This window comes from Aliiroseovarius lamellibrachiae, assembly GCF_018599245.1.
GTDB classification, from domain to species: domain Bacteria; phylum Pseudomonadota; class Alphaproteobacteria; order Rhodobacterales; family Rhodobacteraceae; genus Aliiroseovarius; species Aliiroseovarius lamellibrachiae.
In genome coordinates this window covers 65,763-90,450 of record NZ_JAHEVJ010000004.1, presented here as the reverse complement: position 1 = coordinate 90,450, position 24,688 = coordinate 65,763, and the positions used below count along the sequence as shown (strand labels likewise).

The following is a 24,688-nucleotide window of genomic DNA, read 5'->3' as shown; positions in this document are numbered from 1 at the left end:
GTTTTGGACAGATTATCCGTCGAATCGCACAAGAGCGTGGCGTTTTTTGCCGGCGGACAGTTTCAGCGGTGTGGCCAGATCTGCCGCGCTGATCATTTGCCCAGCGTTTTCAAGTGGCGCGTCATTTACGCGGGCACCATTTTCGGAAATCAGCCGTTTGGCTTCTTTCCCGGATTTGACCAAGCCGGATTTCACAATCAACTGAACGATTGAAATTCCGTCCCCAATGTCATCGGCGGACAGGGTGATTGTCGGAAGATCATCCCCGGTTCCACCTTTTTCAAAGACTTCGCGCGCTGTCGCCTCGGCTGCTTTCGCGGCGTCTTCGCCATGGGCAAGTTTTGTAACTTCATTTGCCAATACGATTTTCGCGTCGTTGATGTCAGAGCCTTCCAGCGCACCCAAGCGTTCGCATTCCTCTAGCGGTAACTCGGTGTAAAGTTTCAAGAAACGTCCCACGTCCGCATCGGTGGTGTTGCGCCAAAACTGCCAAAACTCATAAGACGACAACATGTCCGAGTTCAGCCAAATCGCCCCAGATTGTGATTTGCCCATTTTCTTGCCATCAGAAGTGGTCAAAAGCGGCGACGTCAGACCAAAGATCTGATTGTCGAGCACACGGCGGGTCAGGTCGATCCCGTTGACGATATTGCCCCATTGATCCGATCCGCCCATTTGAAGCAAACAACCATAGCGGCGATTAAGTTCCAAGAAATCATAGGCTTGCAGGATCATATAGTTGAACTCTAGGAACGACAGGCTTTGTTCCCGATCCAAACGGGACTTTACGCTTTCAAAGGCCAGCATTCGGTTGACCGAGAAGTGACGCCCAATATCGCGCAGAAAATCGAGGTAGTTGAGATCATCCAACCACTCCGCGTTGTTGATCATCACAGCGTTGTTGTCGCCATCCGCATCATAGTCGATGTAATTTGCAAAGACCTTTTTGATGCCCGCGATGTTGTCGTCGATTTGATCCGGGGTCAGCAACGGGCGCTCATCGGCCCGAAACGATGGATCACCCACCTTTGTCGTACCGCCGCCCATCAGGGTGATCGGTTTATGGCCGGTTTTTTGCAGCCAGCGCAGCATCATGATTTGGATCAGCGACCCCACATGCAGTGATTTTGCAGTGGCGTCAAAGCCGATATAGGCCGGCACGACACCTTCGACCAGAGCTTCGTCAAGCGATTGATAATCGGTGCAATCAGCCAGAAAGCCGCGCTCGATCATCACACGCATGAAGTCGGATTTTGGGTGGTAGGTCATCGTTTTTCGGTCCATGTTTGTCATTGAGCCTTCCGTATAAACGGGGGGGCGCAAAAGGGGAAGAGCATGTTAAAAGACGGAGCAGTTTGGTCGTTGGGGTGCATGTCAGGAACCTCGTTGGATGGGGTCGATGCGGCCATGGTTTTGACCAATGGCGAGGACATAGTGAGATTTGGAAAACGCTCATTTGTTGCTTATGCCCCTTCAGAACAAATGCAACTTCGATCCATGTTGGGGGCTTGGCCGGAAGATGATGGGGTGGCCAGTGCCGCTGAAATGGTCGAAACAAAACATGCTGTGTTATTGTCGAAATTTCGGAATGAAGAAATTGATATCATTGGGTTTCATGGTCAAACTCTGGCGCATGATCCGCACGGGCGCGGCACACATCAAGCTGGTGATGGGCAGGTTCTGGCCGAGTTGACTGAGCGTATGGTGGTTTGGGATTTCAGATCCACCGACGTCCAACTGGGGGGCGAAGGGGCACCACTGGCCCCCTTTTTCCACCATGCCTGCGCACGATTTGTCGATGCGGTTGATCCGCTGGTCTTTTTGAACCTGGGCGGGGTTGCGAATGTAACATGGGTGGACCCGACCATCCAAAGTCCGGAAATCGCCGGTGCGTGCTTGGCGTTTGACACAGGCCCTGCGAATGCACCGATCAATGATTTTATGCAACTTCGATTTGGAAAACCATATGACGAAGACGGTGCAATGGCACGTTCTGGAACTGTGGATGAGACAATCGTCGATCGTTTCATGTCCCATGGCTATTTTTTGCGGATCCCCCCCAAATCTCTCGATCGCGATAGTTTCACGGATCTGGCGGATGCTGTTTGTGCGCTGAGCGCCCCGGATGCCGTTGCCACATTGGTGGCCTGCTCTGCGGCGGCTGTCGCGCGTGGGCTAGAGCATTGTCCCCGCCCCCCGAAACAAATTCTGGTCACCGGAGGTGGACGCCATAACGCCGCGATGATGGCCCAGTTGCGCGACCGCTGCTCTGTTCCGGTGTTGCCAATTGATGATATTGGGTTGGATGGCGACATGCTTGAGGCACAGGCCTTTGCCTATCTTGCGGTCCGGGTTGCGCGCGGCCTGCCGACCAGCTGCCCAAGCACAACCGGGGTGGCCGCCGCCGTGGGGGGCGGCACCATATCAACCCCGGCGAAGATCTGATCAACCCCGGAGAAGGCATGAGTGATATCAAGAAAATTCGGGCTTTTGCCCTGTGTTTTCGGTCACATTAAGTGCGAGCGACTGTAACTTTGTCGCCGTAAAACGCCATATGATCTTTGAGCGCATCCAAGTCTTCCACGGGGGAACTATAGCTCCAGCCTGCGTCTTCGATGATGGTCGACTTCGTGTGGATGGAATAATGCGCCGCCTCGCCACGATAGGGACAGGTGGTCACGGTGTCGCTTGCCTCAAGGAACGCCATGGCGACATCATTCTTGGGGAAATAAATGACGGCAGACCCTTTGGATTCCTGAACTTCTAGTGCCTCACGGCTTTCCCCAAGAACCGCACCGCCCGCGCGGACAGTCCATTTGCCTTCGGCCTTTTTGATCTTGATGTGATCGGTCATAGCAATCCCCATTTCCTCTTCTGGGCGAACATAACAGAATTTGTTGCCATGTCGCGCGTCAAATCGGCGCGCAAGCCCCCTCTAACCATACTTGGGCGGTCTGACTGACACGCGGAGAAATCATGGCAAGACACGCCGCATGATATGCATTTAGCCAGTCTTTTTCGGCAGCTGACAGCATATCCTTGATCACCAATGAGGTGTCAATTGGCACATAGGTCAATGTCTCTAATCCCATCATTTGGCGCGTTGTATCGCCGCTGGGTAGGGGGCGGGCATTTTCAACGACAACAAGGTTTTCAATTCGAATGCCAAAAGCGCCATCGCGATAATATCCCGGCTCGTTGGACAGGATCATGCCTGGTTCAAGCTCGATCTCTGAAATGGCAGAAAATCTTTGCGGGCCTTCGTGAACCGATAAGAACGCACCAACCCCATGGCCGGTTCCATGGTTGTAATCCTGATGTTCTGCCCAAAGCGGATAGCGGGCAATCGGGTCCAAATCACGCCCGCTGCGCCCCTTGGGGAAACGCACACGCGACAGGGCAATCATCCCTTGCAACACCAATGTGAAACAGCGCTTTTCTTCGTGTCCAACGGGGCCCACGGCCAATGTTCGGGTGATATCTGTTGTTCCGTCGCGGTACTGGCCACCGCTATCGAGCACCACCAGATTTCCGGAAGCTAGCTGGCGGTTGCTGTCATGTGTGACGCGGTAATGGATCACTGCGCCATTGGGTCCGGCACCTGAAATGGTTTCAAATGAGATATCCTCAAGTGCATTGGTGGCGCGGCGAAACCCCTCCAGCTCAGTCACAAGATCAATTTCTGTCAGGTTGGTCTGATCGGCAGCATCATACCAGCTGAGGAACTCCACCATTGCCGCGGCGTCGCGCAAATGGGCCTGACGCGCGCCCTGAAGCTCGGTTGGGTTTTTACGCGCCTTTGGAAAGATGGTCGGGTCTTCGTTCCATTCAAATTCAATGCCAGAAATATCAAGCGTGTGGCTTACGAAATAAGGGGCATTTGCGCGATCTACACCAACGGGTCCATTCAATTTCTGCAGCGCAGGTGCAAAACTGCGTGTTGGGTGAATGGTCAGCCCTGCACCAAGCAACGCAATCCCCTCGCGCCCCTCTTCGGTAAAGAAATCTACATGGGCGTCGTCATGTAAAATAGCGAAGCCTTGTACAACAGGAATATGTTCAATGTCGGTGCCGCGAATGTTCAATAACCAGGCAATGCTGTCGGAGAGGGTCAGGACCTGTGCCTTTAGCCCACGCGACATCAGCTCATCGGCGAGTTCACCACATTTATCCTCGCGCGAACGCCCCGAAAACTCCAACGGCTGCAGCGTGATTGGGGCATTGGGCGCGGCTGGGCGGTCGGCCCAGATTTGATCCACTAAGTTATCTGTCGGAACCAGCGTAATGGGGGCGTTTTGCACAGCTTTTTGTAGCTGTTCAATTTCACCACGACTGTGTAACCAAGGGTCGAAACCGATGCGGGTCGGGCCGGTGATCTGATCAATCAACCAGGGTCCGGGCTGGGTTTCAGGCCACGGCACCGGCGTGAAATGTTCCAGATCGACCTGGGTTAAAACTTGATTGCGATAGCGTCCATCAATGAACACACCGGCGACATGGTTTAGCACGATGCAAAACCCTGCGGACCCTGTGAACCCGGTTAACCACGCAAGCCGGGCATCGCAATCGGCCACATATTCGCCCTGATGGGCGTCTGTACGGGGGACGATGATCCCATCCAAACCCTTCATTTTCATCGCGCGGCGTAAACGCTCCAACCGGGCGGGGCCGCGATCGGGGGCGGCGGTGGTTTCAAAGCTTTGGAACATCTGGGGGTCTCCGTGAGGGTATTGGCGGGGATGCGCGCATTTTGCCTTTGGCGGCGGGTGAGGGAAAGGGCTTTCTTCTGTGTTTGGTCGCAATAATGGCAACAAATTCGAGGTCGATGGCTTGATACTTGGTTGTCTGCACGCGGCGGAATGCGCGCACATAATGGGACGCATAAAATGGTTTGAGCGATATAGATCTGGGCGGAACTGGCCGGTTGGCGGCGAAAATGCTCGGTTTTCTGGCAAGCCTTAGCTGAGGCGCAAGACACGGGCGTTTGCTGACAGGATCTTGGTCACATCATGGCAGTCGGCGACGTCCCGCGAGCGATGCTTCGGTTGGCTGTTTCCTGCGCAAGGCGCGCCGCACTTCGGACCAAAGCAATTGAGACCACTTACACAGGACGACGTACACCGAATGGCCCCAATGCGGCATGGCAGGTCTGACGCAGCAGGTGGCACACCCTCAGGGCCTCCTTTATTGCTAACTCGCCTTTTTGATGCCCATGATGCGCGCGCGGGCGCGCGGGTCGCTATCGAACAATGCGGCCAATTGTTCGGTCATTGCACCCGCCAATTGCTCCACATCCGTAATGGTAACTGCGCGTTCGTAATAACGGGTCACATCATGACCGATGCCAATTGCCAACAATTCCACCTGCGCGCGCTTTTCTACCATTGCAATCACATCGCGCAGGTGTTTTTCCAAATAATTCGCAGGGTTAACGGAAAGGGTACTGTCATCCACCGGGGCGCCATCCGAAATCACCATAAGAATTTTACGGGCTTCATGCCGGTTGGTCAGTCGGCGATGGGCCCATTCCAATGCTTCGCCGTCAATGTTTTCTTTCAACAGGCCTTCTTTCATCATCAGACCCAGATTGGTGCGCGTCCGGCGCATGGGCGCGTCGGCTTGTTTATAGATGATGTGGCGCAGATCGTTGAGACGGCCGGGTTGTTGCGGACGACCATCTGCCAGCCATTGCTCGCGGGCCAAGCCGCCTTTCCACGCGCGTGTGGTAAAGCCCAGCACTTCGACCTTCACACCACAGCGTTCAAGCGTGCGCGACAGAACGTCGGCGCAAATTGCAGCAATAGAGATTGGGCGACCGCGCATCGAACCGGAATTGTCCAACAGCAACGTGACGACGGTATCGCGGAATTCCGTGTCTTTTTCACGTTTGAAGCTCAGCGGAGTGGTCGGGTTTGCGATCACACGCGCCAATCGGCCCGCGTCCAAAATCCCTTCTTCCAAGTCAAACAACCAAGACCGGTTTTGTTGTGCTTGCAATCGGCGCTGCAGCTTATTGGCAAGGCGACTCACGGCGCCTTTCAAGGGTTCAAGCTGTTGATCGAGATAAGCGCGCAAGCGTTCCAACTCTGCTGGATCGGCCAGATCTTCGGCTAAGATTTCTTCGTCATATTCGCTGTTATAAATCAGGTATTGGGGGTCAGCCTCGGACGCGGGGGCCGGGGCAGGGGGCTCCAGCGGGGCCTCGCCCTCGGGCATCTCGGTTTCTTCGCCCAACTCGTCCTCGGCCAAATCGTCAAAGGTGACCTGAGCTTCGGTTTGATCGAGCGTCTCTTCTTGCGATTGTTCCGGGCTGGCATCGGTGTCGTCAGACTCGTCAGCGGCGTCTTCGTTTTGCTGGTCCTCGTCTTGCTGATCTTCTTCAGCTTCCGCTTCATCATCAGATTGATCATCTTGGTCAGGGTCATCGCCGAGTTGATCGCCATATCCGAGATCATCGATGACCTGACGGGCAAACCGGGCAAATTGCTGTTGATCTGCCAAGGTCTCTTGCAGGTTGTCCAGATGATCTCCAGCCTGACCTTCGATGAAATCTCGCCATAAATTCATGACGTTGGCAGCCGCGTCAGGCAGCTCTCGACCTGTCGCCAAGTGGCGCACAAGATAGCCTGCGGCGTCTGCCAATGGCGCATCTGCCGCAGCCGTGATCTGATCATAGCCCCGGCGCATGGCATCATCGGCGATTTTAACATCGATATTGCTCGCGGTGCCCGGCATGTCGCGCGCGCCCATTGCCTCGCAACGGGCCGTTTCCATCGCCTCATACAAATCTCGGGCCATTTGACCGGGCGGGGCATAGCGCGTGTGGGTCGCCGCGTTGTGATACTTGTGCTTCATGGCATAGGCATCTGCCGTGCCGCGTGCCAACAAAACCTCATCCCGTGTCATGCGCCGTGTCACCTGCGGAAGGCGCACCGCATCATTGGTCTGACCTGGAGGATCCACCGAATAGGTGACCGACAGCTCCGCATCATCAGCGAGCGTTTTGGTCGCCTCAGCGAGAGCTTTCTTAAACGGATCGGCGGGATTGTCATTTGGCTTGGTCATGCGCTCAAACTAGGCGCATAGCTGAATTTTGGAAAGCGGTTTCCACCGTATTGCCGGTGAAATTTGACGCCAGATCCGTTGAAAAGATCAGCCCAGCGGAGCGTTTGTCTGCGCGCCCAGCTTGTCGCACCAATTAATCCGCTTTTCACCGTGATAGGGCACCGCCAGCCCTGCTTCGATCATGATTTCTGCCACGTCCTGTCCATCGATATAAAGTGTGGTCAAAAGGCGTCGGTATTTGTCAGGGCGTCCAGTGACTGGCAGCACTTCACCCGCGTTTTCGATCAATTTGCGAAGGTGATTGGTGGCCACAGTCCCCAACGCCTTTTCATCGGGACAGCGCGAGCGGAAGGTTTCCGGCGTGTCAAACCCCAACAGGCGCAGATTTTGTTCGCGCCCATGACAGATTGCCTTAACCGTATCGCCGTCCACGACCCGGATGATGTCGCATGAACTCGGAGGTGCAGAGTCTGCCGTCACTTTTTTCGGTTCATCCTGACATGCCGCAAGCGACACAAAAGCCAACGCGAAGAGAATGCGCATCACACCATCACCCAATTTTTCACCCGAGGTTATGATAGCTCAGGCGCACTTATTAAACGTTAACACAATAGAAAAAGCCCTGCGATAACAGGGCTTTCAGAGTTAATTTGGATTAACCAAGGCTCATGCTTGCGGCCGATTCCGGCAGTTCTTCGTCAAAACAACGCTGATAAAACTCAGCGACAGTCTGGCGTTCAAGTTCATCACATTTGTTCAGGAACGACAAACGGAACGCATAGCCCACGTCGCGGAAAATGCGGGCGTTTTCTGCCCAGTTCAACACGGTTCGTGGGCTCATAACGGTCGACAGATCGCCATTCATAAAGGCGGTGCGGGTCAGATCCGCGACAGTGACCATTTGGCTGACGGTTTTGCGGCCGCTCTCGGTGTTCATAACTGGGTTTTTGGCCAGTACGATATTTGTTTCGGCGTCATGCGACAGATAATTCAATGTCGCGACCAAAGACCAACGGTCCATCTGTGCTTGGTTGATTTGTTGAACGCCATGATACAGGCCCGTTGTATCGCCCAGACCGACGGTGTTTGCGGTGGCAAACAGGCGGAAGTTCGGGTTGGGGGTGATCACTTCGTTCTGATCCAAAAGGGTCAGTTTGCCGTCATGCTCCAGCACGCGCTGGATCACAAACATCACATCTGCACGACCAGCATCATACTCATCAAACACAATCGCGGTAGAGTTGCGAAGCGCCCAAGGCAGGATGCCCTCTTGGAATTCAGTAACCTGCATCCCGTCTTTCAATTTGATCGCGTCTTTACCGATCAAGTCAATCCGGCTTATGTGGCTGTCAAGGTTGACGCGCACACAGGGCCAGTTCAAACGCGCGGCAACCTGTTCAATATGGGTGGATTTCCCAGTGCCGTGATAGCCTTGAACCATCACGCGACGGTTAAAGGCAAAACCAGCGAGAATTGCGAGCGTGGTATCGGGGTCGAACTTATAGGTCGTGTCGATTTCTGGAACACGATCAGTGCGATCCGCAAACCCTTTGACGGTCATATCGGTGTCGATGCCGAAAACCTCGCGAACAGAAATATCCTCGGTGGGTTTCGTGTTTGCATCCATCGTATTGCCAGCCATCTGCTCGGTCCTTCCCTGAACGGTTTATGGCGCGGCAGATCCAGCGCCATCCCCGACGTGGTGCCTGATATTATTTGCTTGTGCAAGAGGGAGGCTTCGGAATTTTACCAATCAGTCCAGACGGACCGGCGGGTTTTGCCGAACTGGTCGGATCTGCGCATGAAAAGGCGCCCCGAAAGACGCCTTTTGAATTACTTAAAGCTGCGGCTGTCTTTGATCTGATCCCAGGCCCAAACCACTTCTTGAAGTTGTTCTTCCTGGCTGCGATCGCCCCCGTTCATGTCTGGGTGCAACACTTTGATCAGCTTTTTGTAAGCTTTACGAATCTCAGCTTTTGTCCAGTGATCGCGTGCATCCAAAAGCTCAATCGCGCGACGCTCGGTGGCGGGCAGGCGACGTGTGGTGCCTGTGACCGATTTGCCGGGGTTTTGCGTGGCATTTTCGCCCAAAACCTGATGGGCGTCATCAACCCCCAGGCGCGCCCAAGCACGTTGCTCTTCCGAGGCTTTGCCCAAAGGCTTGGTCTCGCGTTCCCACACCTTATCTTTATCAAGCTGCTCGTTGATTTCCGCTTCTGTGGCGCCGTCGAAAAAGTTCCACTTCAGGTTATATTCCCGAACGTGATCTTTGCAGAACCACTTAAACTCATCCAAATGATCGGGTGAACGTGGCGCGCGATACTGACCCGCTTCTTTACAGGTCGGATGTTCGCATTCGCGGTTCGACGTTTCAAACGCACCAGACATCCCCCGCTTGCCGCGCGGGTTCTTTTTCTTGGCGGCGGAAACCGACATATTGAAACCAAAAGGATCGTTGTTTGCCATGGTACACTCTTTTCGACTCGGACCAGAGAGTTTAGTGCTTTTTCCAGATGATTGAAGAGGAAAGAGGCAATAAATGACCCGTCGTGATGATATTTTTTCCAAGCTGTCCGAGGCGTTTCAGCCAGATCATCTTGAAGTTATTGATGAAAGCGAGCTTCACCGCGGACATGCCGGGTATCAGGATGGCGGGCAAAGCCACTTTCGCGTGGAGATTGGGTCGCAAGCTTTCGCAAATCTGTCCCGAATTGCCCGCCACCGCGCGGTTCATCGCGCAATTGGATCCGAGCTGATGGGGCAAATTCACGCCCTCGCTTTAGAGGTGTCTGAGTGACCTCAGGTGATTACACCTTTTCTGGTGTGCCCTCGATGGATGGCGCTGTCACATGTGTCTCGGGGACTTGGTTGGCGTCTGCCGCTGACGGCAATGCGGGCGATGGGTCTACTGTCGCAACATCCATGTCTTCGACCGCAGGGGCCTGAACTTCTTCCACATCAGCGATTTGCGGCTCTTCTGCAACCGCGCGACGAAACACCAGCATGTTTTTGAAAACAGTGGTTTTTCCAGTCAAACCAGAGCGCTCTTCGGCCGGAAGCGTTTCTGCGCGCTGATACTCCCACCCCTCAGTGGCCATATCGTTCAGCATTTCGGACATCGCAAACGCAAAGCGTTCCTCGTTGGAACGAATGCCCTTGGCTTTAATGCCCTTTTTCGGTGCTGGAACGACGCGGTATTCAAACATTGGCTGTCTCGCTTATTTGGGTGGACTGTTCTCTATCATCTTGGGTGCGGCGTGACCAGACAGGCCCATCGTGTTGGGGCGAAAACCTGCCGGGTGTGGCCTGTGAACCGCTGCTTTCGGAACGGGCTTTCGCCACTTACCTCAGAATGGGCGCTTCTTTTAACATATTGGCCTCGGCACGGGTCAGCTGTTCGCCTTGTTTGCGTTTCAAAAGCACGTCGCGCGCGCGGGCATATTGATCGTCTTGCCAGAAAATCATGCAGCCATTGCAGCCTTTCCCACAACACCCCTCCGTGCCGATACGATTGGTTTTGAACCGCTTTTCATTGCCCGAGGCCTCAATGCTTTCGGCCAAAGCGTCCCGGCGTTTTTCATAGGCTTTCGGGTTTTGCTTCCCGCTGATTTCCAACCCCTGCGTGAGCTTGTCAAACCGCACGCGGTTCCATTGCTCATCCGTCAGCGCTTTTTCCTTACGCAGCACGGAATACTGCGGGAAACGCGCGCGCAACTTATCTAGGTCTTCGTGGTCAAACAAGGCAAACGGCACGCGGATCGTGGTTTTGGTCCCGCCATGTACGACGTCTTTCTTCTGCCCGGTGGTGGCATCCTCAAAGTCATACATCCGCAACAAAACCGTCTCGCGCGCGATGGGCGAGATGAATTCCAGCACCTCCCCCGGTTCAAGTTTATTCTTCACCTCAACCAGAAACGCGTCGTCCGTGATCTCGCTGACCACCCCGGCATATTCCCATTGCGCAAGGGATGCCGTGTGTTCGTAGTTATGCGCGTGGTTGGTCAGGCGCCCTTCGTGGAAGGCAAAGGTATAGCCGCGGTTTCCGACCGCTTCCAACTCGCGCATATAGGGTTTGGGGTCCCAATTTTCCGGGTCAGCATAATAGTCATCAATGGCCATCCGGTAAGCGCGGGCGACGATCGCGCAATAGTATTCCGACTTACCACGCCCCTCGACCTTCAGGCTGTCCACTCCGATTTTCAGATATTCGTCCAGCTTTGGCATAATGCAAAGGTCTTTGGAATTGAGGATGTAAGACCCGCGCGCATCCTCTTCGATGGGCAATAACTCACCGGGACGGCAGCCTTCCTCTAGGAGAAATTCGAACATATCGGCGTTTTCGTCCGTAACATTCAAATCCTGAACCGTGCCGTCTTTCATCCGCATCCGGAAGGTATAATTCCACCGGCAGGAATTGGCGCAATTGCCTTGGTTTGCGCCGCGCTCTGCCATGAAGTTCGACAAAAGACAGCGACCAGAATAGGTCATGCACATGGCGCCATGCACAAAGGCTTCTAGCTTGATATCAGGACATTTTTCGCGAATTTCCACCAGCTCGGGATAGGAAACTTCGCGCGCCAGAACCACCAATTCTGCGCCTTGTTCTTGCCAGAATTTTACCGACAACCAAGAGCAGATATTGGCCTGAGTAGAGATGTGTAGCGGCAATTCAGGCGCGCGTTCGCGCACATATTGAAACACACCGGGGTCTGCGATGATCAGGCCATCGGGTTGCACTTTTCGAACCGTGTCGATGTATTCGTCCAGTTTCGGGATGTCTTTGTTGTGCGAAAACAAATTCAGCGTCAGATAAGCCCGCCGACCGTGTTGATGGCAGAAATTGACCCCCTCGATCACATCCTCCAACGAGAATTCAGACTTTGTGCGCAACGACATATCCGGCGTGCCAAGGTAAACCGCGTCAGCACCATAAAGGATCGCCAGCTTCAATTTACGAAGGTTGCCGGCTGGCATCAAAAGTTCAGAACGTCGTTCGGTCATGTCATCCACCCAGATGTGAGGGTCTTGAAAAATGGCAAAGGCCCCACGCTGGGGGCCTTTAGATTTTCGTGTTGTTGCGTCTTAAAGACCCAGCTTGGCTTTCACCAGATCGTTGACGGCCTTGGGGTTGGCTTTCCCACCCGTGGCTTTCATCACCTGACCCACAAAGAACCCAACCAGTTTTGGGTTCTCCTTGGCCTTTTCGACCTGCGCGGGGTTGGCGGCAATCACCTCGTCCACTGCGGCCTCAATGGCGCCCGTGTCGGTGACCTGCTTCATGCCGCGCGCGTCCACAATCTCGGCCGGGTCGCCCCCTTCGGTGTAGACGATTTCAAAGAGGTCTTTGGCAATCTTGCCCGAAATATCGCCTTTGGTGATCAGCGCAATAACACCGCCAAGTTGCTCGGGGGATACCGGGCTGTCTTTGATCGACTTGTCGTCTTTCTTCAGGCGGCCAAACAGCTCATTGATGACCCAGTTCGCAGCGAGCTTTCCGTCGCGCCCCTCAGCCACTTTTTCAAAGAAGGCAGCGTTTTCCGCCTCAGCGGTCAAGACGCCAGCGTCATATTCTGACAGACCAAACCCGGAGACAAACCGCGCCTTCTTCTCGTCAGGAAGTTCGGGCAAGGTTTTGGCAATCTCATCCACCCAGTCCTGTTCAATCTCAAGCGGAAGCAAGTCAGGGCAGGGGAAATAGCGGTAATCATGCGCCTCTTCTTTTGACCGCATCGAACGGGTTTCGTTCTTGTCCGGATCATAAAGGCGGGTTTCCTGCACCACTTCACCACCGTCTTCGACAATCGCGATCTGGCGACGCGCTTCATAATCAATGGCGGCTTGGATAAACCGCATAGAGTTCATGTTCTTGATCTCGCAGCGGGTGCCGAGATGACCAAAATCCTGCGTTTCCATGTATTTTTCAAACTGACCGGGACGACAGACCGACACGTTCACGTCCGCCCGCAGGTTGCCGTTTTGCATGTTGCCATCGCAGGTGCCGAGATAGCGCAGGATCTGGCGCATCTTGGTCACGTAGGCTGCGGCCTCTTCCGGGCCACGAATGTCAGGGCGCGATACGATTTCCATCAGCGCCACACCGGTACGATTGAAGTCAACGAATGACATGTTTGGATCCATGTCATGTACTGATTTCCCGGCGTCCTGCTCCAGGTGAATGCGCTCAATGCGAACCTTGCGCGCCACACCGGGCGCCATGTCGACGATCACTTCGCCTTCGCCCACAATCGGGTGATACAGCTGAGAGATTTGATAGCCCTGCGGCAGATCCGGGTAAAAGTAGTTTTTGCGGTCAAAGGCGGAAAACAGGTTGATGTCCGCCTTAAGGCCCAACCCGGTGCGCACCGCTTGTTCCACGCAATATTCGTTGATCACCGGCAACATGCCCGGCATTGCCGCATCCACAAAGGCCACATTGGAATTGGGTTCTGCGCCAAACTTGGTTGAGGCCCCGGAAAAGAGCTTTGCATTGGAGCTGACCTGAGCATGGATTTCCATCCCAATCACCAGTTCCCAATCTTCGCGGGCCCCAGCAATGGTTTTTACTTTTGGGGCGTCATAGACGAGATGATCCAACATGTGCGCTTTCCCGTGATTTCGTTTCCAAAAGCCTTCTAGGGCAGGGGGCGCAAAGGGGCAAGAGGGCGTGACTTTGTCAGTGGAATTGATCGGGGTGGGCTGAGGGCGCCGAGCGGGCCCACCTCAAGCACCAATGGAGATCACACCTTGCGTGAAATCCTGTCCATTAGGGGTGTTCACGAGACTTAGGTAACGCGATTGGCCAACCTACCACACCATGTGATAGAGCAACTACCGCGCGACTTTAATGTCAAAAACTCTCGGCAATGCATCGCGCAGATGGCAGCTATGCATCTGCTGGGCTTGTTCGTTGCAAGGGAAATACCTAAGTCGCGTTCATCTGTTGAATGGGATGATGGGGACAGGTTGCCATGGAATTTTCTGTAACGCCGGTTGTGCGAAAATCGATCTTTGGGTTGGGTGCTGCTGCTGCTGTTCTGGCTTTATCAGGCTGCGTGGGGCACGAAACCCTGTCGTCGCGATCCGCCCCCCCTTCGGAAACCCCATTAGACATGCGTTGGGATCATCTTGATGCCGGGGCAACTTGGACCGCAGCAACAATGTCGGCGCTTGAAACACATGGGACCGAGCTGGCAAACATTGTGCCGCGTGATATCGAAACATGGTGCCCCGCTTATCCGACGCAAGACGCGCGGGGGCGGAATGCCTTTTGGACGGGAATGCTGTCCACCTTGTCAAAGCACGAAAGCACCTGGCGCCAAACGGCTGTGGGCGGTGGCGGAAAATGGTATGGGTTGGTGCAAATTCTGCCGGGCACAGCGCGTGGGTATGGATGCGAGGCCAGATCAGGGGCGGCACTGAAAAACGGCGAGAAGAACCTAAGCTGTGCGGTGCGGATCATGGCCGTGACCGTGCCGCGCGATGGCGTGGTCTCACAAGGGATGCGCGGCATGGCGGCCGATTGGGGGCCATTCCATTCCCGTAAAAAACGCGAAGACATGCGCAATTGGATCAGCCAGCAGAGCTATTGCCAGTCAAGCTGATCTGCATGGGGCGAGGATCAGTAAGACGCGTTGAAGCCTTGGCGCCTTACTGATTTCTTTCGTGATCAAGGGGCTCAGTTCAAAATGCGCCCAACCATTTCCTGAGTATCTCGTGACAAGTTCTCGGTTGCCATGATCCGTTTCAACGCGGCTTGCATCAGGGCCTGACGGTCCGCATCCCAGCGTTTCCACGTCTCAAATCCAGAACTCATCCGCGCAGTGATCTGCGCATTCACTGGGTCAAGCTTGATCAACCAATCCGCAAAAAGCGCATAGCCTTTCCCGGTTTCATCATGAAAGCCGGCCTGGTTCATCATCAACGCCCCAAACACAGCGCGGAAGCGATTGGGGTTTTTCCAGTTGAAATCGCTGTCTTGGGTCAAGGTTGACGCGATCTCGGCGGCTTTTTCCGGCGCGGCATGGGCCACCTGCATGGCAAACCATTTGTCCATGACCAACGCGTCCCCTTCAAATCGCGCCCGAAAATCGGCAAGCTCTTCATCGCCTTTGCCAGCCTCAAGCAAACAGCCCAAAGCGCCCATACGCAGGGTCATATTGTCGGCGCGGGCATATTGCGCTGTGGCCGCGGCCCCGCCATCCAACCGATTGGCAAGCATCAACAACTCCAGCCCAAGCGCGCGCTTGCCAGCCTGTTCAGCATCTGGCTTATACGCGTCAGCCACATCCATTTCCGCAGATAAGCGCGGCAGAAGATCTTGCAGATGTTCTGCCATTTGTTGCCGCAGTGTCTGATGCGCTTGGTAGATTGCCAAAGGGTCTGGCGTAACGCCGCCATCGGCCAGCGTTTGTGCCAAATCATCTTGCCCCGGAAGGCGGATTGCCAGCGCCCGGAAGGCGGGGTCAAGCCGGTCATCGCGCAGCATGGCGGTGATCGCCCCAAGATAGTCCTGCGTTGGGGCGCTGCGCCCGGTAATCATGGAAATCAATACGTCTTTGGCCAGCGCGCGACCTGCTTCCCATTTGTTAAATGCGTCGGTGTCATGGGTTAACAAAAAGGCACGCTCTTCCGGGGTACTGTCGCGATCCAGGATCACTGGGGCAGAGAAGTGGCGCAAGATCGACGGGGTGGGTTTGCTGGTGAGCCCCTCGAAGGTAAAGCTTTGTTTGTCTTCGGTCATCTCGAGGATCTGTGTTGCCAAAACCTCATCGCCATTGGCCCCCAGCAGACCGACGGCGATCGGAATATGTTGCGGAAGCTTCTCTTCCTGCCCTGGCGTCGGTAGCGTTTTCTGTTCAAAATTAAGAGTATATATTCCGTCTTTAAAGTCATCTGTGACCGTCAGGCGCGGCGTGCCGGCTTGTTTGTACCAGCGACGGAATTGGGTCAAATCGCGTCCGGTGCTGTCTTCAAAAACCCGCACCCAATCTTCAATTGTCGCAGCTTCCCCATCGTGGCGGGTAAAGTAAAGGTCGAGCGCCTTGTAGTATTCATCATGCCCCACCAATGTCTTCATCATGCCGATCAGTTCGGCCCCTTTTTCATAGATGGTCGCGGTGTAGAAGTTATTGATCTCAACAAAACTGTCGGGTTGAACCTGATGGGCAAGCGGGCCGTTGTCCTCGCGAAATTGTCGTCCGCGCAGGGAAATTACATCCTCGATCCGCCGCACAGAGGCAGAGCGAAAATCGGCGGAGAACTGTTGATCACGATAAACTGTCAGCCCCTCTTTCAGGGACAATTGGAACCAATCCCGACAGGTGATGCGATTGCCGGTCCAATTGTGGAAATACTCATGCGCGATAATCGCCTCAATCCGTTCAAAATTCGCATCCGTAGAGGTGTCAGAACTGGCCAGAACCGCAGAGGTGTTGAAGATGTTCAAGCCTTTGTTTTCCATGGCGCCCATGTTGAAATCTGACACGGCGACGATTTGGAAAATATCCAAGTCGTATTCGCGGCCATAGGTCCGTTCATCCCAAGCCATTGCCGCCTTCAGCGCGTCCATTCCAAAAGCCGTTTTGCCTTCATCGCCCGGGCGTACCCACAGTTTCAGGTCGACGTTTTTGCCGGACATGGTGGTGAATGTGTCATCGCGTGCAATCAAATCCCCGGCAACCAGCGCAAACAGATAGGCAGGCTTGGGCCAAGGGTCATTCCATTCCGCCCAGCCCTCGCCAGAAGCCGTTGGGTTGCCGTTTGACAGCAGCACCGGATCAGATCCTTCGATGCGCACCTTGAAAGGGGCCATTACGTCGGGGCGGTCCGGATAGAATGTGATACGGCGAAATCCCTCTGCCTCGCATTGCGTACAATACATGCCGCCAGACATATAAAGTCCAGATAACGAGGTGTTTGCCTCGGGGTTGATCTCAACCTCAGCAACCCAAGTAAAGGCATGGTCCGGCACATCGCAAGTAAGGCCTTGTTCTGTGACCTTTGGCGAAACGGACGTTCCATCAATACTTGCAGAGATAAGCTTAAGTTGTTCACCATGAAGGAAAAAATCACGAGATGCCGCGGCCGGGTTCGGCACAAATCGAATGGTCGAGGTGACGCGCGTCGCCGTTGGGCTAAGGTGAAAATTCAACCCGACATCTTCGATCAACCAATTTGGTGGCGTGTAATCTGAAAGGAAGATTTTTTCAGGAGCATGCGCGGTCATATCGTATCCTTTTCAACCCGGTAAGGCGGGCAGGTTAGACCCACCAGAGAAGACCCGCAAGGCGGGAATTGTTCGCGCGCAGGCAACCGATCAGTTAAGAGATATTTACCTGACCCGTAATCCTTCTCAGGCGCCGGTCTGTTGCCTATCGGAAACCTGTTGCCTAAATATGTGGGAGCATAAGGAAGAGCATCATGACCGATACGCACAACCAAACAGGCCAAAATCGTTCAGGTTTGACCGTCGCACCAGCACTCGTGGACTTCATCGAGAGGCGGGCGTTGCCGGGCACCGGCGTTGAATTAGATGGGTTTTGGCGGGGATTTGCGAGCATTCTGAATGATTTCACGCCAAAAAACCGGGCGCTGTTGGCCAAGCGGGCCAATATGCAAGCCAAATTGGATGCTTGGCATATTGAGCGCAAAGGGCAGGCGCATGACCATGAGGCCTATCAAGCTTTCTTGACCGAAATTGGCTATCTCGTGCCAGAGGGACCAGATTTCAAAATATTGACGTCGAATGTCGATCCGGAAATCGCCAGCATACCGGGGCCGCAGCTTGTGGTGCCCATTATGAACGCGCGATTTGCGCTGAATGCGGCCAATGCCCGATGGGGCAGCCTGTATGATGCGCTTTATGGCACAGATGTCTTGGGCGATTTGCCTGAAGGAAAAGGATATGACGCCGCGCGTGGGGCGCGGGTGATTGCGAAGGCTAAGGCCTTTCTTGATGATGCTTTGCCCTTGGCAGAAGGCAAATGGGCACACGCCACTAAAGAAGAGTCTGCTTTTCCAGCGCTTGCCGACACATCGCAATATTTGGGCAAAGGCGAGCTTGGGTATTTCTTTGAAAACAACGGTTTAAAGCTTCGACTTGAATTTGACGAAACAACAGAAATCGGCAAATCCGACCCGCTTGGTCTGTCTAATATCTGGCTGGAAAGTGCCGTTTCCGCCATTATGGACTGCGAAGACAGCGTCGCGGCGGTGGATGCCGAGGATAAGGTTTTGGCCTATTCCAACTGGCTTGGGCTGATGGATGGGTCACTGACAGAAGAGGTCACAAAAGGCGGCAAGACGTTTGAACGTAAACTGAACGGGGATCTGACCTTCGAAGGGCCGGATGGGACTGTTTCTGTCAAAGGTCGCGCGCTGATGTTGGTGCGCAATGTGGGGCATCTGATGACCAACCCGGCGATCCATTTGGATGATGGGTCTGAGGTACCCGAGGGGTTGATGGACGCCATGATCACCACATTGATCGCCATGCACGATTTGCAACGCGACGGCGGCAATTCGGTCACTGGGTCCGTCTATGTTGTAAAACCCAAGATGCACGGCCCAGAGGAGGTCGCGTTCTCGGACGAGATCTTCTCTCGTGTTGAAGCCGCTCTTGGATTGCCGCAATACACCGTAAAGCTTGGCATTATGGATGAAGAGCGGCGCACCTCTGTGAATCTAAAGGAATGCATCCGCGCCGCCAAACACCGGGTCGCTTTCATCAACACAGGGTTCCTCGATCGCACCGGCGATGAAATCCATTCGTCGATGGAGGCGGGGCCAATGATCCGTAAAGGTGAGATGAAAGGGGCGAAATGGATTGCCTCTTACGAGGATCGCAATGTGGATATCGGGCTTGCGTGTGGCCTCAAGGGACGGGCGCAAATTGGCAAAGGCATGTGGGCAATGCCCGACCGGATGGAGCAAATGTTGACCGATAAAATTGGCCACCCAAAGTCAGGTGCTACCTGTGCTTGGGTGCCCAGCCCAACGGCCGCGACCTTGCACGCCACGCATTATCATCAAGTGGACGTTATGGCGCGTCAGGATGAGCTGTTGGCCGCGGGGCCGCGTGGCACATTAGAAGATCTGCTGACCATCCCGGTCGCCGAGGGTGAAAACTGGTCTGACGATGAAATCCGCGAAGAGGTTGAGAACAACGCGCAGGGTATTCTTGGCTATGTGGTGCGTTGGGTCGGGCAGGGGATTGGCTGTTCCAAAGTGCCAGACATTCACGATGTTGGCTTGATGGAAGATCGCGCAACCTGTCGGATTTCAGCACAAGCCCTCGCCAACTGGCTGCACCACGGCGTGGTCAGCGAAGATGAGGTGATGAAAGCGATGCGTAAGATGGCCGCGAAGGTTGATGCGCAAAACGAAGGGGACACTCTTTATCGCCCCATGGCACCTGATTTTGACGGTCAGGAATTTGCGGCGGCCTGTGATCTGGTCTTTAAAGGTCGCGTGCAGCCCTCTGGCTATACCGAACCAGTTTTGCACGCGCGTCGTTTGGCCTTGAAAGCTGAACTTTCAGGATAACCTCTATGAACGGAGATCTGACATGACACTTAATTTGCACGCAGCAAAGCAAATTATCGCCACCGCAATGAAAACGGGCATAGATCAGGCCATGAAACCGTTGTCCGTGGTTGTGGTCGATGCAGGAGGTCATGTGATTGCATTTGAACGCGGCGATGGGGCACCTCCCGGCCGGTTCGACATTGCACTTGGCAAGGCTTATGGGTCTGTCATGCTCGGGATCGGCGGCACCGCGCAGAGAGATCGGGCAGAGGCGCAGTCCTATTTCGTGCTGGCCGCCAACGGGGCCTATAATGGCAAGCTGATCCCGGTTCCGGGTGGCATTCTCGTGCGCGATGATGCCGGGCAGGTGATCGGCGCCGTCGGCGTGACAGGGGATACATCTGAAAACGATCTGGCCGCCGGGGCCGCCGGGATCGCGTCGGCGGGTTTGACCGCAGACGGATAATAATAGTCGACAATAAAGGGCGGCCAAATCGTCTGGCCGCCTATATTTATGAGCATCCTCACAGCTTTAGCTGTTTGGAATGAGCACCGTATCAATCACATGGATCACGCCGTTTGATGCCGCCACATCAACTGCGGTGACCGTTGCGCCATTGATCATGACTTTCCCGTTCATCACAGTCACGGCGACGTCAGCACCGTTTACGGTGGTTGCGCTGCTGAGGTTCACAACATCGCCTGACATCACTTTGCCCGGCACGACGTGATAGGTCAGTATGGCGGTCAGCTGGTCCTTGTTTTCTGGCTTTAGCAAGGTTTCGACGGTGCCGGCGGGCAGGGCGGCAAAGGCGGCGTCAGTTGGGGCAAAAACGGTAAATGGCCCGTCGCCCTTCAATGTGTCGACCAGATCAGCCGCTTCTAGGGCGGCTGCAAGTGTTGAGAAGTTTCCAGCAGACACTGCGGTGTCCACGATATCGGCACCACCGGCATATGAGGTGCAGGCTGCGATTGGGGCAAGGCCAAGGGTTAAGGCAACGGTTACGTCTTTCAGGGTTGGGATACGAAGTGGCATTGGATCGTCCTTTCGGAATTTCATGGTGTGAACAATAATTAACTGTGGTGAAAGTTGACGCTTGCGCAACGCACGTTTTCGTGAGAGGAATATTTATTGCATTAAGTGAAAATTTCGTGCTGATAATTGTCGTGAGATGCAAAACAATGAGCAGGGATGGGACGTAAGAATGCTGTCAGAAACACTGTCAGACCAGATCGACGCCTATAGAATCGGACCTAAGGTGCTTCAGCTGCGGCGCGATAAACGGCTGGGGTTGGCTCAATTAGGAGACCATACTGGGCTGTCTGCGGGGATGTTGTCCAAGATTGAACGCGGACTTGTGGTGCCGACCCTGCCAACTTTGGTGCGTATCGCATTGGTGTTTGGGGTGGGGCTAGATCACTTTTTTGGCCCTGAAGAGGCACATCCAATCGCGGTACATGTCACCGCTCAGGATCGGATCTCACTGCCCATTGATGGTGAAAAGGGGGTGAGCTATCTGTTCGAAAGCCTCGATTTTCCGGTCCCTGATCGGATTATTGAAGCCTATCTCGCGACCTTTCCCACAGATTCGACCCCTGCAATTGCTCATGCTCATCCAGGCGTTGAATTGATATACATACTGACAGGAGAGGTCGCCCTGACCCTTCATGGAAAACGCAATATTCTGGCCGCAGGGGATGCGTTTTATTTTGATGCGGATTTTGAACATAGCTACGAAAATGCCAGCGGCCCCGACCATGTCGCCCGCGCGCTTGTTGTGGTGTGCGACCAACCGCGTCGCATATAATCAGCAATTGACACACGTCGGGTCACACGCGGTTGAACGGGGTTTATCAGCGGTGCTGAAATCTGCTATCACCCTTTTATAGCGCGACAAATCCGGAGTATTCATGACCCGCCCCGTCATTGGCATTATTGGCAATTCCTATTTGCTGAACGATCAATATCCGACCCATGCAGGCGGAACGATGAACTCTGAAGCGATCAGTCTTGTGGCGGGGTGTCTGCCGCTGATTGTTCCCAGTCATCCCGATTATGTGCGGGTTGATGAGCTGCTTGAGATTTGCGACGGGTTTTTGTTTACCGGTGGGCGCCCCAATGTGCACCCTGCGGAATATGGCGAGGAAGAAACCGACGCCCATGGCGAGTTTGACCGCTGCCGCGATGCAATCACTTTGCCTTTGATCCGTGCCTGTGTTGAACGCGGCCAGCCTTTTTTCGGGATATGTCGAGGGTTTCAAGAGGTGAATGTCGCGATGGGCGGCACGCTCTATCCTGAAATTCGCGACTTACCAGGCCGGATGAACCACCGGATGCCGCCCGATGGCACATTGGATGAGAAATTTGAAATTCGGCATGACGTGGTCTTTGACAAAGGTGGCGCATTCCATAACTTGCTGGGAAAAACCTGCGTGCGGACCAACACCTTGCATGGGCAGGGGATCAAAACCGCCGGATCCCGTGTTGTGATTGAAGGACATGCGGATGATGGCACACCAGAGGCGATCCTGATCAAAGATGCGCCAGGGTTCACGTTGTCCGTACAATGGCACCCCGAATACAAAGCGGCCGAAGATCCGGTGTCGCGCGTGTTGTTTCAGGCCTTTGGGGACGCAGCCCGCGCGTGGCAAGCTGACAACGGGTGAGTTCATTTGCATCGCTGGCGGGGAAACTGGCACTGGAATAATCCACGTTTCCGCACGGTTGCGAAGGGGGCTATGCCGCCAATTGAAGCGCGCGCGTTTCATAGCCGCGCAAAACCATACGCGCGGTTTGACCATAGCTTTCAGGTGCAGAGCGCAGCTCGGGAAACAATGTAAACAGCTCATGACGTGCAGCATCATTGAGCGCGGCAAGACCCTGATGACCGGGGTGAAAGCTCTCGGAGGGTGTGTTTTCAGCATAGACCACCTCATGTTGATCAAACATCATGTGGAAATAGGTCACCTCGGCACGTTCTTCGCGCGTGATGGTTTTCCCATTGATCAGGTGTTTTGCTGGGATCATCACCTCTGATTGGTCGAACAAAAGCACCGCATCTGCGCTTTGATGAACCATGCGATGTTGTGGGCTGACCAGAAGCGCGCGGTCATTGCCAAAGGCGCCTTTGGCAAAACGGATTGGGGCCAAATCGTCGCGGCCGACCACAGATTTCGACCCAATCCAGCGGATCGGTTGCAGGCCATTGTCGCGTGTCACCACCATATCACCCACCCGGAGATCCTGGATGGCCCGTGGTCCGTGGCTTGTTTGAATGCGGGTGCCACGGGTGAAACAGATGATCAGGTTCTCAATGTTTGAAAAGTTGACAACCGTCCCATCGCTCAGCGTGGCGGACCCATTTTCCGCATTGCCCGCGTCGAAAGAGACATCTACCCAGCGATTGATCAAACCGGTCATGTCCAGCACGTCAATATCGCTATTGTCGTCGTCTTCGCCACCATCAATATTGATTGTGGGGCCGGAGCCATCGAGCGCGTCGGTCAGGTCCAGTTTGAAGAGGTCAGAGGCTTTCCCGCCCTCTGCAACATCGCCCGCGCCCAGTGAAAACACGTCGGACCCTGCACCGCCCACAAGGCTGTCTTGACCTGCGCCACCAACCAACGTGTCGTCGCCGCCTTCGCCGTAAATGGTGTCATCCCCCGCGCCGCCAACCAGGCTGTCATCGCCGCCAACGGGAATTGGGGTGAAATAGATATCGGTGATGTCCACCGCATGTGTGCCGCCCTGACCGTTGGCATACTCGACAATGATCTTCGATACGGGGCCGTCAATTTCGACCAAAAGGGATGCTTGTTCGCTGTTGGAGCTGTAATTGTTGTTGCCAGATGCGGTGTCGCCGGCAACGCTTATGTCGCTGCCAGGTGTTAAGGTAACCGTGACAGGGTTCCCGTCCGCGTCAAAGGCTGTGACGGTGAATTGATCTGTGTGGTTGCCAGCATAGGCATCTAAGTCGTTGACACGAAATGAAACATTTGTGACTTCGCCCGTGACAGACGCACCAGAGGTCGCCGCAAAATCGATTTCCAATTCCGCGGTTTCGGCGTCGCCATTTCCATAGACACGACCGGATGAATTGGTGTCATAGGGGCCGCTGCCCACATATTGGGTATTTCCGGTTTCAACCGTAAAGGTGGTGGCGTTGTTTCCGGGATCGACAAAGCCAATCGTGACATCAATGTCGCCAGTGGTCTGCGTGAACCCACCTGTAAGATTGGTGCCTTGGCCACCTTGTGCGGTCCAGTCCAAATGCTCTTCCGGCGCGGCCTGAGTGGTTGGTTCGCCAAAGTCGCCATAGATAGTATCGTCGCCGGCACCGCCGTCTACAGTGTCATTTCCGCCGTTGCCCTCGATCACATCGCCTTGACCAGACCCACCCGTTCCGTGTCCGTCGTCAACGGCGTCCCCTTCAGGATCACCGGAATAGCCTGTGTCTATGGTGTCATTGCCAGAGGTCCCGTCAACAATCCCATCGCCCAAAAAATGATCTGCATAGGTGAATACCGCATCCCCAGCGGAAACATCTGGGTCTGTGTCATATGTGACAACTTCATAGGACCGCCCCGAGATAAGGGGAACTTCTGAAAGCGTATAGTATCCAGAGGCTCCGCCGCTTAGGACATGCAGGGTTGCAACTTGAAACTCGTCACCTGTTGTGGTGTCTCGCAGTGTCCAGACTTCTTCTGCTTCCACCGATGCACCGGTCGAGCTGTTCGCTCCGATGGTGACATTTGCTGAGGCGGTTTCTCCTCCGCTCTCGTCTCCATCAAGGGTTAGCCCCTCAATCCCCGCTTCATTGTCGGTGATGGTTGCCGTGCCAGCCGCCGTGACAGGGCCTGCCCAGGAATAGGTCCCCCCAACGGTTGTCGGAAGAACAGATAGAGGATCAATATTGTAAAACTCTACTGCATAGGTTGCCATGGGCGTTCGTTCACACTGCTCTGGTCAAAACCACTGACCGTTAGGACAATGACGCGCAGCTCATCGATAGACACGCATCGGGATTGTCTCTATTTCGTGGAAAATTCAGACCAAAATTGGGCAGAATTGGAGCTTTTAACGGATAAACCGCCCAAA

General features: G+C 54.6%; 20 protein-coding genes. 7 read left to right on the top strand and 13 right to left on the bottom strand.

Annotation, left to right across the window (positions count from 1 at the left end; genetic code table 11):
- Positions 1-12 precede the first annotated feature (12 nt).
- Positions 13-1,269, bottom strand: coding sequence for a tyrosine--tRNA ligase (gene tyrS, locus KKW20_RS08255; RefSeq protein WP_214567647.1), 1,257 nt, complete (start codon positions 1,267-1,269; stop codon positions 13-15).
- 66 nt (positions 1,270-1,335) lie between these two features.
- Between tyrS and KKW20_RS08250 the strand changes: the two genes are divergently transcribed.
- Complete coding sequence (locus KKW20_RS08250; RefSeq protein WP_214567410.1) at positions 1,336-2,445, top strand: anhydro-N-acetylmuramic acid kinase; 1,110 nt, start codon at positions 1,336-1,338, stop codon at positions 2,443-2,445.
- A gap of 67 nt (positions 2,446-2,512) precedes the next feature.
- Here the strand turns inward: KKW20_RS08250 and KKW20_RS08245 are convergent, their stop codons facing one another.
- From KKW20_RS08245 to KKW20_RS08220, 6 genes are all read right to left on the bottom strand, one after another.
- Positions 2,513-2,854, bottom strand: a complete 342-nt coding sequence (locus tag KKW20_RS08245) for a DUF427 domain-containing protein (protein WP_214567409.1) — start codon at positions 2,852-2,854, stop codon at positions 2,513-2,515.
- Positions 2,855-2,912: 58 nt separating this feature from the next.
- Entirely contained in the window at positions 2,913-4,709 is a 1,797-nt protein-coding gene (locus KKW20_RS08240) for an aminopeptidase P family protein (RefSeq protein ID WP_214567408.1), read from the bottom strand.
- 481 nt (positions 4,710-5,190) lie between these two features.
- Positions 5,191-7,065, bottom strand: coding sequence for a cobaltochelatase subunit CobT (gene cobT / locus KKW20_RS08235; protein WP_214567407.1), 1,875 nt, complete (start codon positions 7,063-7,065; stop codon positions 5,191-5,193).
- 87 nt (positions 7,066-7,152) lie between these two features.
- Complete coding sequence (locus KKW20_RS08230; protein ID WP_214567406.1) at positions 7,153-7,608, bottom strand: thermonuclease family protein; 456 nt, start codon at positions 7,606-7,608, stop codon at positions 7,153-7,155.
- Positions 7,609-7,720: 112 nt separating this feature from the next.
- The gene (cobS, locus tag KKW20_RS08225; RefSeq protein WP_214567405.1) at positions 7,721-8,707 is read right to left on the bottom strand and encodes a cobaltochelatase subunit CobS; all 987 of its coding nucleotides are present in this window, start codon (positions 8,705-8,707) and stop codon (positions 7,721-7,723) included.
- Positions 8,708-8,898: 191 nt separating this feature from the next.
- On the bottom strand, positions 8,899-9,531 hold the full coding sequence (locus KKW20_RS08220; RefSeq protein WP_214567404.1) for a J domain-containing protein: 633 nt from the start codon (positions 9,529-9,531) through the stop codon (positions 8,899-8,901).
- 73 nt (positions 9,532-9,604) lie between these two features.
- Here KKW20_RS08220 and KKW20_RS08215 point away from each other — a divergent pair, with 73 nt between their 5' ends.
- Positions 9,605-9,862 (top strand): BolA family protein, encoded by a 258-nt coding sequence (locus KKW20_RS08215; protein WP_214567403.1) that lies wholly within the window; start codon positions 9,605-9,607, stop codon positions 9,860-9,862.
- A gap of 10 nt (positions 9,863-9,872) precedes the next feature.
- Here the strand turns inward: KKW20_RS08215 and KKW20_RS08210 are convergent, their stop codons facing one another.
- The 3 genes from KKW20_RS08210 to gatB form a co-directional block, all read right to left on the bottom strand.
- Positions 9,873-10,271, bottom strand: coding sequence for a DUF4177 domain-containing protein (locus KKW20_RS08210; protein ID WP_214567402.1), 399 nt, complete (start codon positions 10,269-10,271; stop codon positions 9,873-9,875).
- A gap of 136 nt (positions 10,272-10,407) precedes the next feature.
- Positions 10,408-12,066: a U32 family peptidase C-terminal domain-containing protein gene (locus KKW20_RS08205; protein WP_214567401.1), complete on the bottom strand. Its 1,659-nt coding sequence runs from the start codon at positions 12,064-12,066 to the stop codon at positions 10,408-10,410.
- Positions 12,067-12,147: 81 nt separating this feature from the next.
- Positions 12,148-13,662: an Asp-tRNA(Asn)/Glu-tRNA(Gln) amidotransferase subunit GatB gene (gene gatB / locus KKW20_RS08200; RefSeq protein WP_214567400.1), complete on the bottom strand. Its 1,515-nt coding sequence runs from the start codon at positions 13,660-13,662 to the stop codon at positions 12,148-12,150.
- A gap of 371 nt (positions 13,663-14,033) precedes the next feature.
- Between gatB and KKW20_RS08195 the strand changes: the two genes are divergently transcribed.
- The gene (locus KKW20_RS08195; protein WP_246534514.1) at positions 14,034-14,666 is read left to right on the top strand and encodes a lytic transglycosylase domain-containing protein; all 633 of its coding nucleotides are present in this window, start codon (positions 14,034-14,036) and stop codon (positions 14,664-14,666) included.
- A gap of 74 nt (positions 14,667-14,740) precedes the next feature.
- Here KKW20_RS08195 and pepN read toward each other — a convergent pair whose 3' ends face one another.
- Positions 14,741-17,290: an aminopeptidase N gene (gene pepN, locus KKW20_RS08190; protein WP_214567399.1), complete on the bottom strand. Its 2,550-nt coding sequence runs from the start codon at positions 17,288-17,290 to the stop codon at positions 14,741-14,743.
- Positions 17,291-17,484: 194 nt separating this feature from the next.
- On the opposite strand from pepN, the gene KKW20_RS08185 reads away from it, so the two are divergent.
- Positions 17,485-19,608, top strand: coding sequence for a malate synthase G (locus KKW20_RS08185; protein WP_214567398.1), 2,124 nt, complete (start codon positions 17,485-17,487; stop codon positions 19,606-19,608).
- Positions 19,609-19,630: 22 nt separating this feature from the next.
- On the top strand, positions 19,631-20,056 hold the full coding sequence (locus KKW20_RS08180; RefSeq protein ID WP_214567397.1) for a GlcG/HbpS family heme-binding protein: 426 nt from the start codon (positions 19,631-19,633) through the stop codon (positions 20,054-20,056).
- Between the two features lie 66 nt (positions 20,057-20,122).
- On the opposite strand, the gene KKW20_RS08175 is transcribed toward KKW20_RS08180, so the two are convergent.
- Positions 20,123-20,626, bottom strand: a complete 504-nt coding sequence (locus tag KKW20_RS08175; protein ID WP_214567396.1) for a fasciclin domain-containing protein — start codon at positions 20,624-20,626, stop codon at positions 20,123-20,125.
- Between the two features lie 169 nt (positions 20,627-20,795).
- On the opposite strand from KKW20_RS08175, the gene KKW20_RS08170 reads away from it, so the two are divergent.
- On the top strand, positions 20,796-21,398 hold the full coding sequence (locus KKW20_RS08170; RefSeq protein WP_214567395.1) for a cupin domain-containing protein: 603 nt from the start codon (positions 20,796-20,798) through the stop codon (positions 21,396-21,398).
- A 103-nt stretch (positions 21,399-21,501) separates the two neighbouring features.
- Entirely contained in the window at positions 21,502-22,257 is a 756-nt protein-coding gene (locus KKW20_RS08165; RefSeq protein WP_214567394.1) for a gamma-glutamyl-gamma-aminobutyrate hydrolase family protein, read from the top strand.
- A gap of 70 nt (positions 22,258-22,327) precedes the next feature.
- Here KKW20_RS08165 and KKW20_RS08160 read toward each other — a convergent pair whose 3' ends face one another.
- The gene (locus tag KKW20_RS08160; protein ID WP_214567393.1) at positions 22,328-24,532 is read right to left on the bottom strand and encodes a Hint domain-containing protein; all 2,205 of its coding nucleotides are present in this window, start codon (positions 24,530-24,532) and stop codon (positions 22,328-22,330) included.
- Positions 24,533-24,688 lie beyond the last annotated feature (156 nt).

What these genes read in the sequence shown, in the direction of transcription:
- KKW20_RS08250 (WP_214567410.1), top strand. Translation starts at nt 1,336, where the DNA reads ATGTTAAAAGACGGAGCAGTTTGGTCGTTGGGGTGCATGTCAGGAACC.
- KKW20_RS08165 (WP_214567394.1), top strand. Translation starts at nt 21,502, where the DNA reads ATGACCCGCCCCGTCATTGGCATTATTGGCAATTCCTATTTGCTGAAC.
- KKW20_RS08175 (WP_214567396.1), bottom strand. Translation starts at nt 20,626, where the DNA reads ATGCCACTTCGTATCCCAACCCTGAAAGACGTAACCGTTGCCTTAACC.
- KKW20_RS08170 (WP_214567395.1), top strand. Translation starts at nt 20,796, where the DNA reads ATGCTGTCAGAAACACTGTCAGACCAGATCGACGCCTATAGAATCGGA.
- pepN (WP_214567399.1), bottom strand. Translation starts at nt 17,290, where the DNA reads ATGACCGCGCATGCTCCTGAAAAAATCTTCCTTTCAGATTACACGCCA.
- KKW20_RS08180 (WP_214567397.1), top strand. Translation starts at nt 19,631, where the DNA reads ATGACACTTAATTTGCACGCAGCAAAGCAAATTATCGCCACCGCAATG.
- KKW20_RS08215 (WP_214567403.1), top strand. Translation starts at nt 9,605, where the DNA reads ATGACCCGTCGTGATGATATTTTTTCCAAGCTGTCCGAGGCGTTTCAG.
- KKW20_RS08230 (WP_214567406.1), bottom strand. Translation starts at nt 7,608, where the DNA reads ATGCGCATTCTCTTCGCGTTGGCTTTTGTGTCGCTTGCGGCATGTCAG.
- cobS (WP_214567405.1), bottom strand. Translation starts at nt 8,707, where the DNA reads ATGGCTGGCAATACGATGGATGCAAACACGAAACCCACCGAGGATATT.
- KKW20_RS08195 (WP_246534514.1), top strand. Translation starts at nt 14,034, where the DNA reads ATGGAATTTTCTGTAACGCCGGTTGTGCGAAAATCGATCTTTGGGTTG.
- KKW20_RS08220 (WP_214567404.1), bottom strand. Translation starts at nt 9,531, where the DNA reads ATGGCAAACAACGATCCTTTTGGTTTCAATATGTCGGTTTCCGCCGCC.
- KKW20_RS08185 (WP_214567398.1), top strand. Translation starts at nt 17,485, where the DNA reads ATGACCGATACGCACAACCAAACAGGCCAAAATCGTTCAGGTTTGACC.
- tyrS (WP_214567647.1), bottom strand. Translation starts at nt 1,269, where the DNA reads ATGACCTACCACCCAAAATCCGACTTCATGCGTGTGATGATCGAGCGC.
- KKW20_RS08245 (WP_214567409.1), bottom strand. Translation starts at nt 2,854, where the DNA reads ATGACCGATCACATCAAGATCAAAAAGGCCGAAGGCAAATGGACTGTC.
- KKW20_RS08160 (WP_214567393.1), bottom strand. Translation starts at nt 24,532, where the DNA reads ATGGCAACCTATGCAGTAGAGTTTTACAATATTGATCCTCTATCTGTT.
- KKW20_RS08240 (WP_214567408.1), bottom strand. Translation starts at nt 4,709, where the DNA reads ATGTTCCAAAGCTTTGAAACCACCGCCGCCCCCGATCGCGGCCCCGCC.
- KKW20_RS08210 (WP_214567402.1), bottom strand. Translation starts at nt 10,271, where the DNA reads ATGTTTGAATACCGCGTCGTTCCAGCACCGAAAAAGGGCATTAAAGCC.
- gatB (WP_214567400.1), bottom strand. Translation starts at nt 13,662, where the DNA reads ATGTTGGATCATCTCGTCTATGACGCCCCAAAAGTAAAAACCATTGCT.
- KKW20_RS08205 (WP_214567401.1), bottom strand. Translation starts at nt 12,066, where the DNA reads ATGACCGAACGACGTTCTGAACTTTTGATGCCAGCCGGCAACCTTCGT.
- cobT (WP_214567407.1), bottom strand. Translation starts at nt 7,065, where the DNA reads ATGACCAAGCCAAATGACAATCCCGCCGATCCGTTTAAGAAAGCTCTC.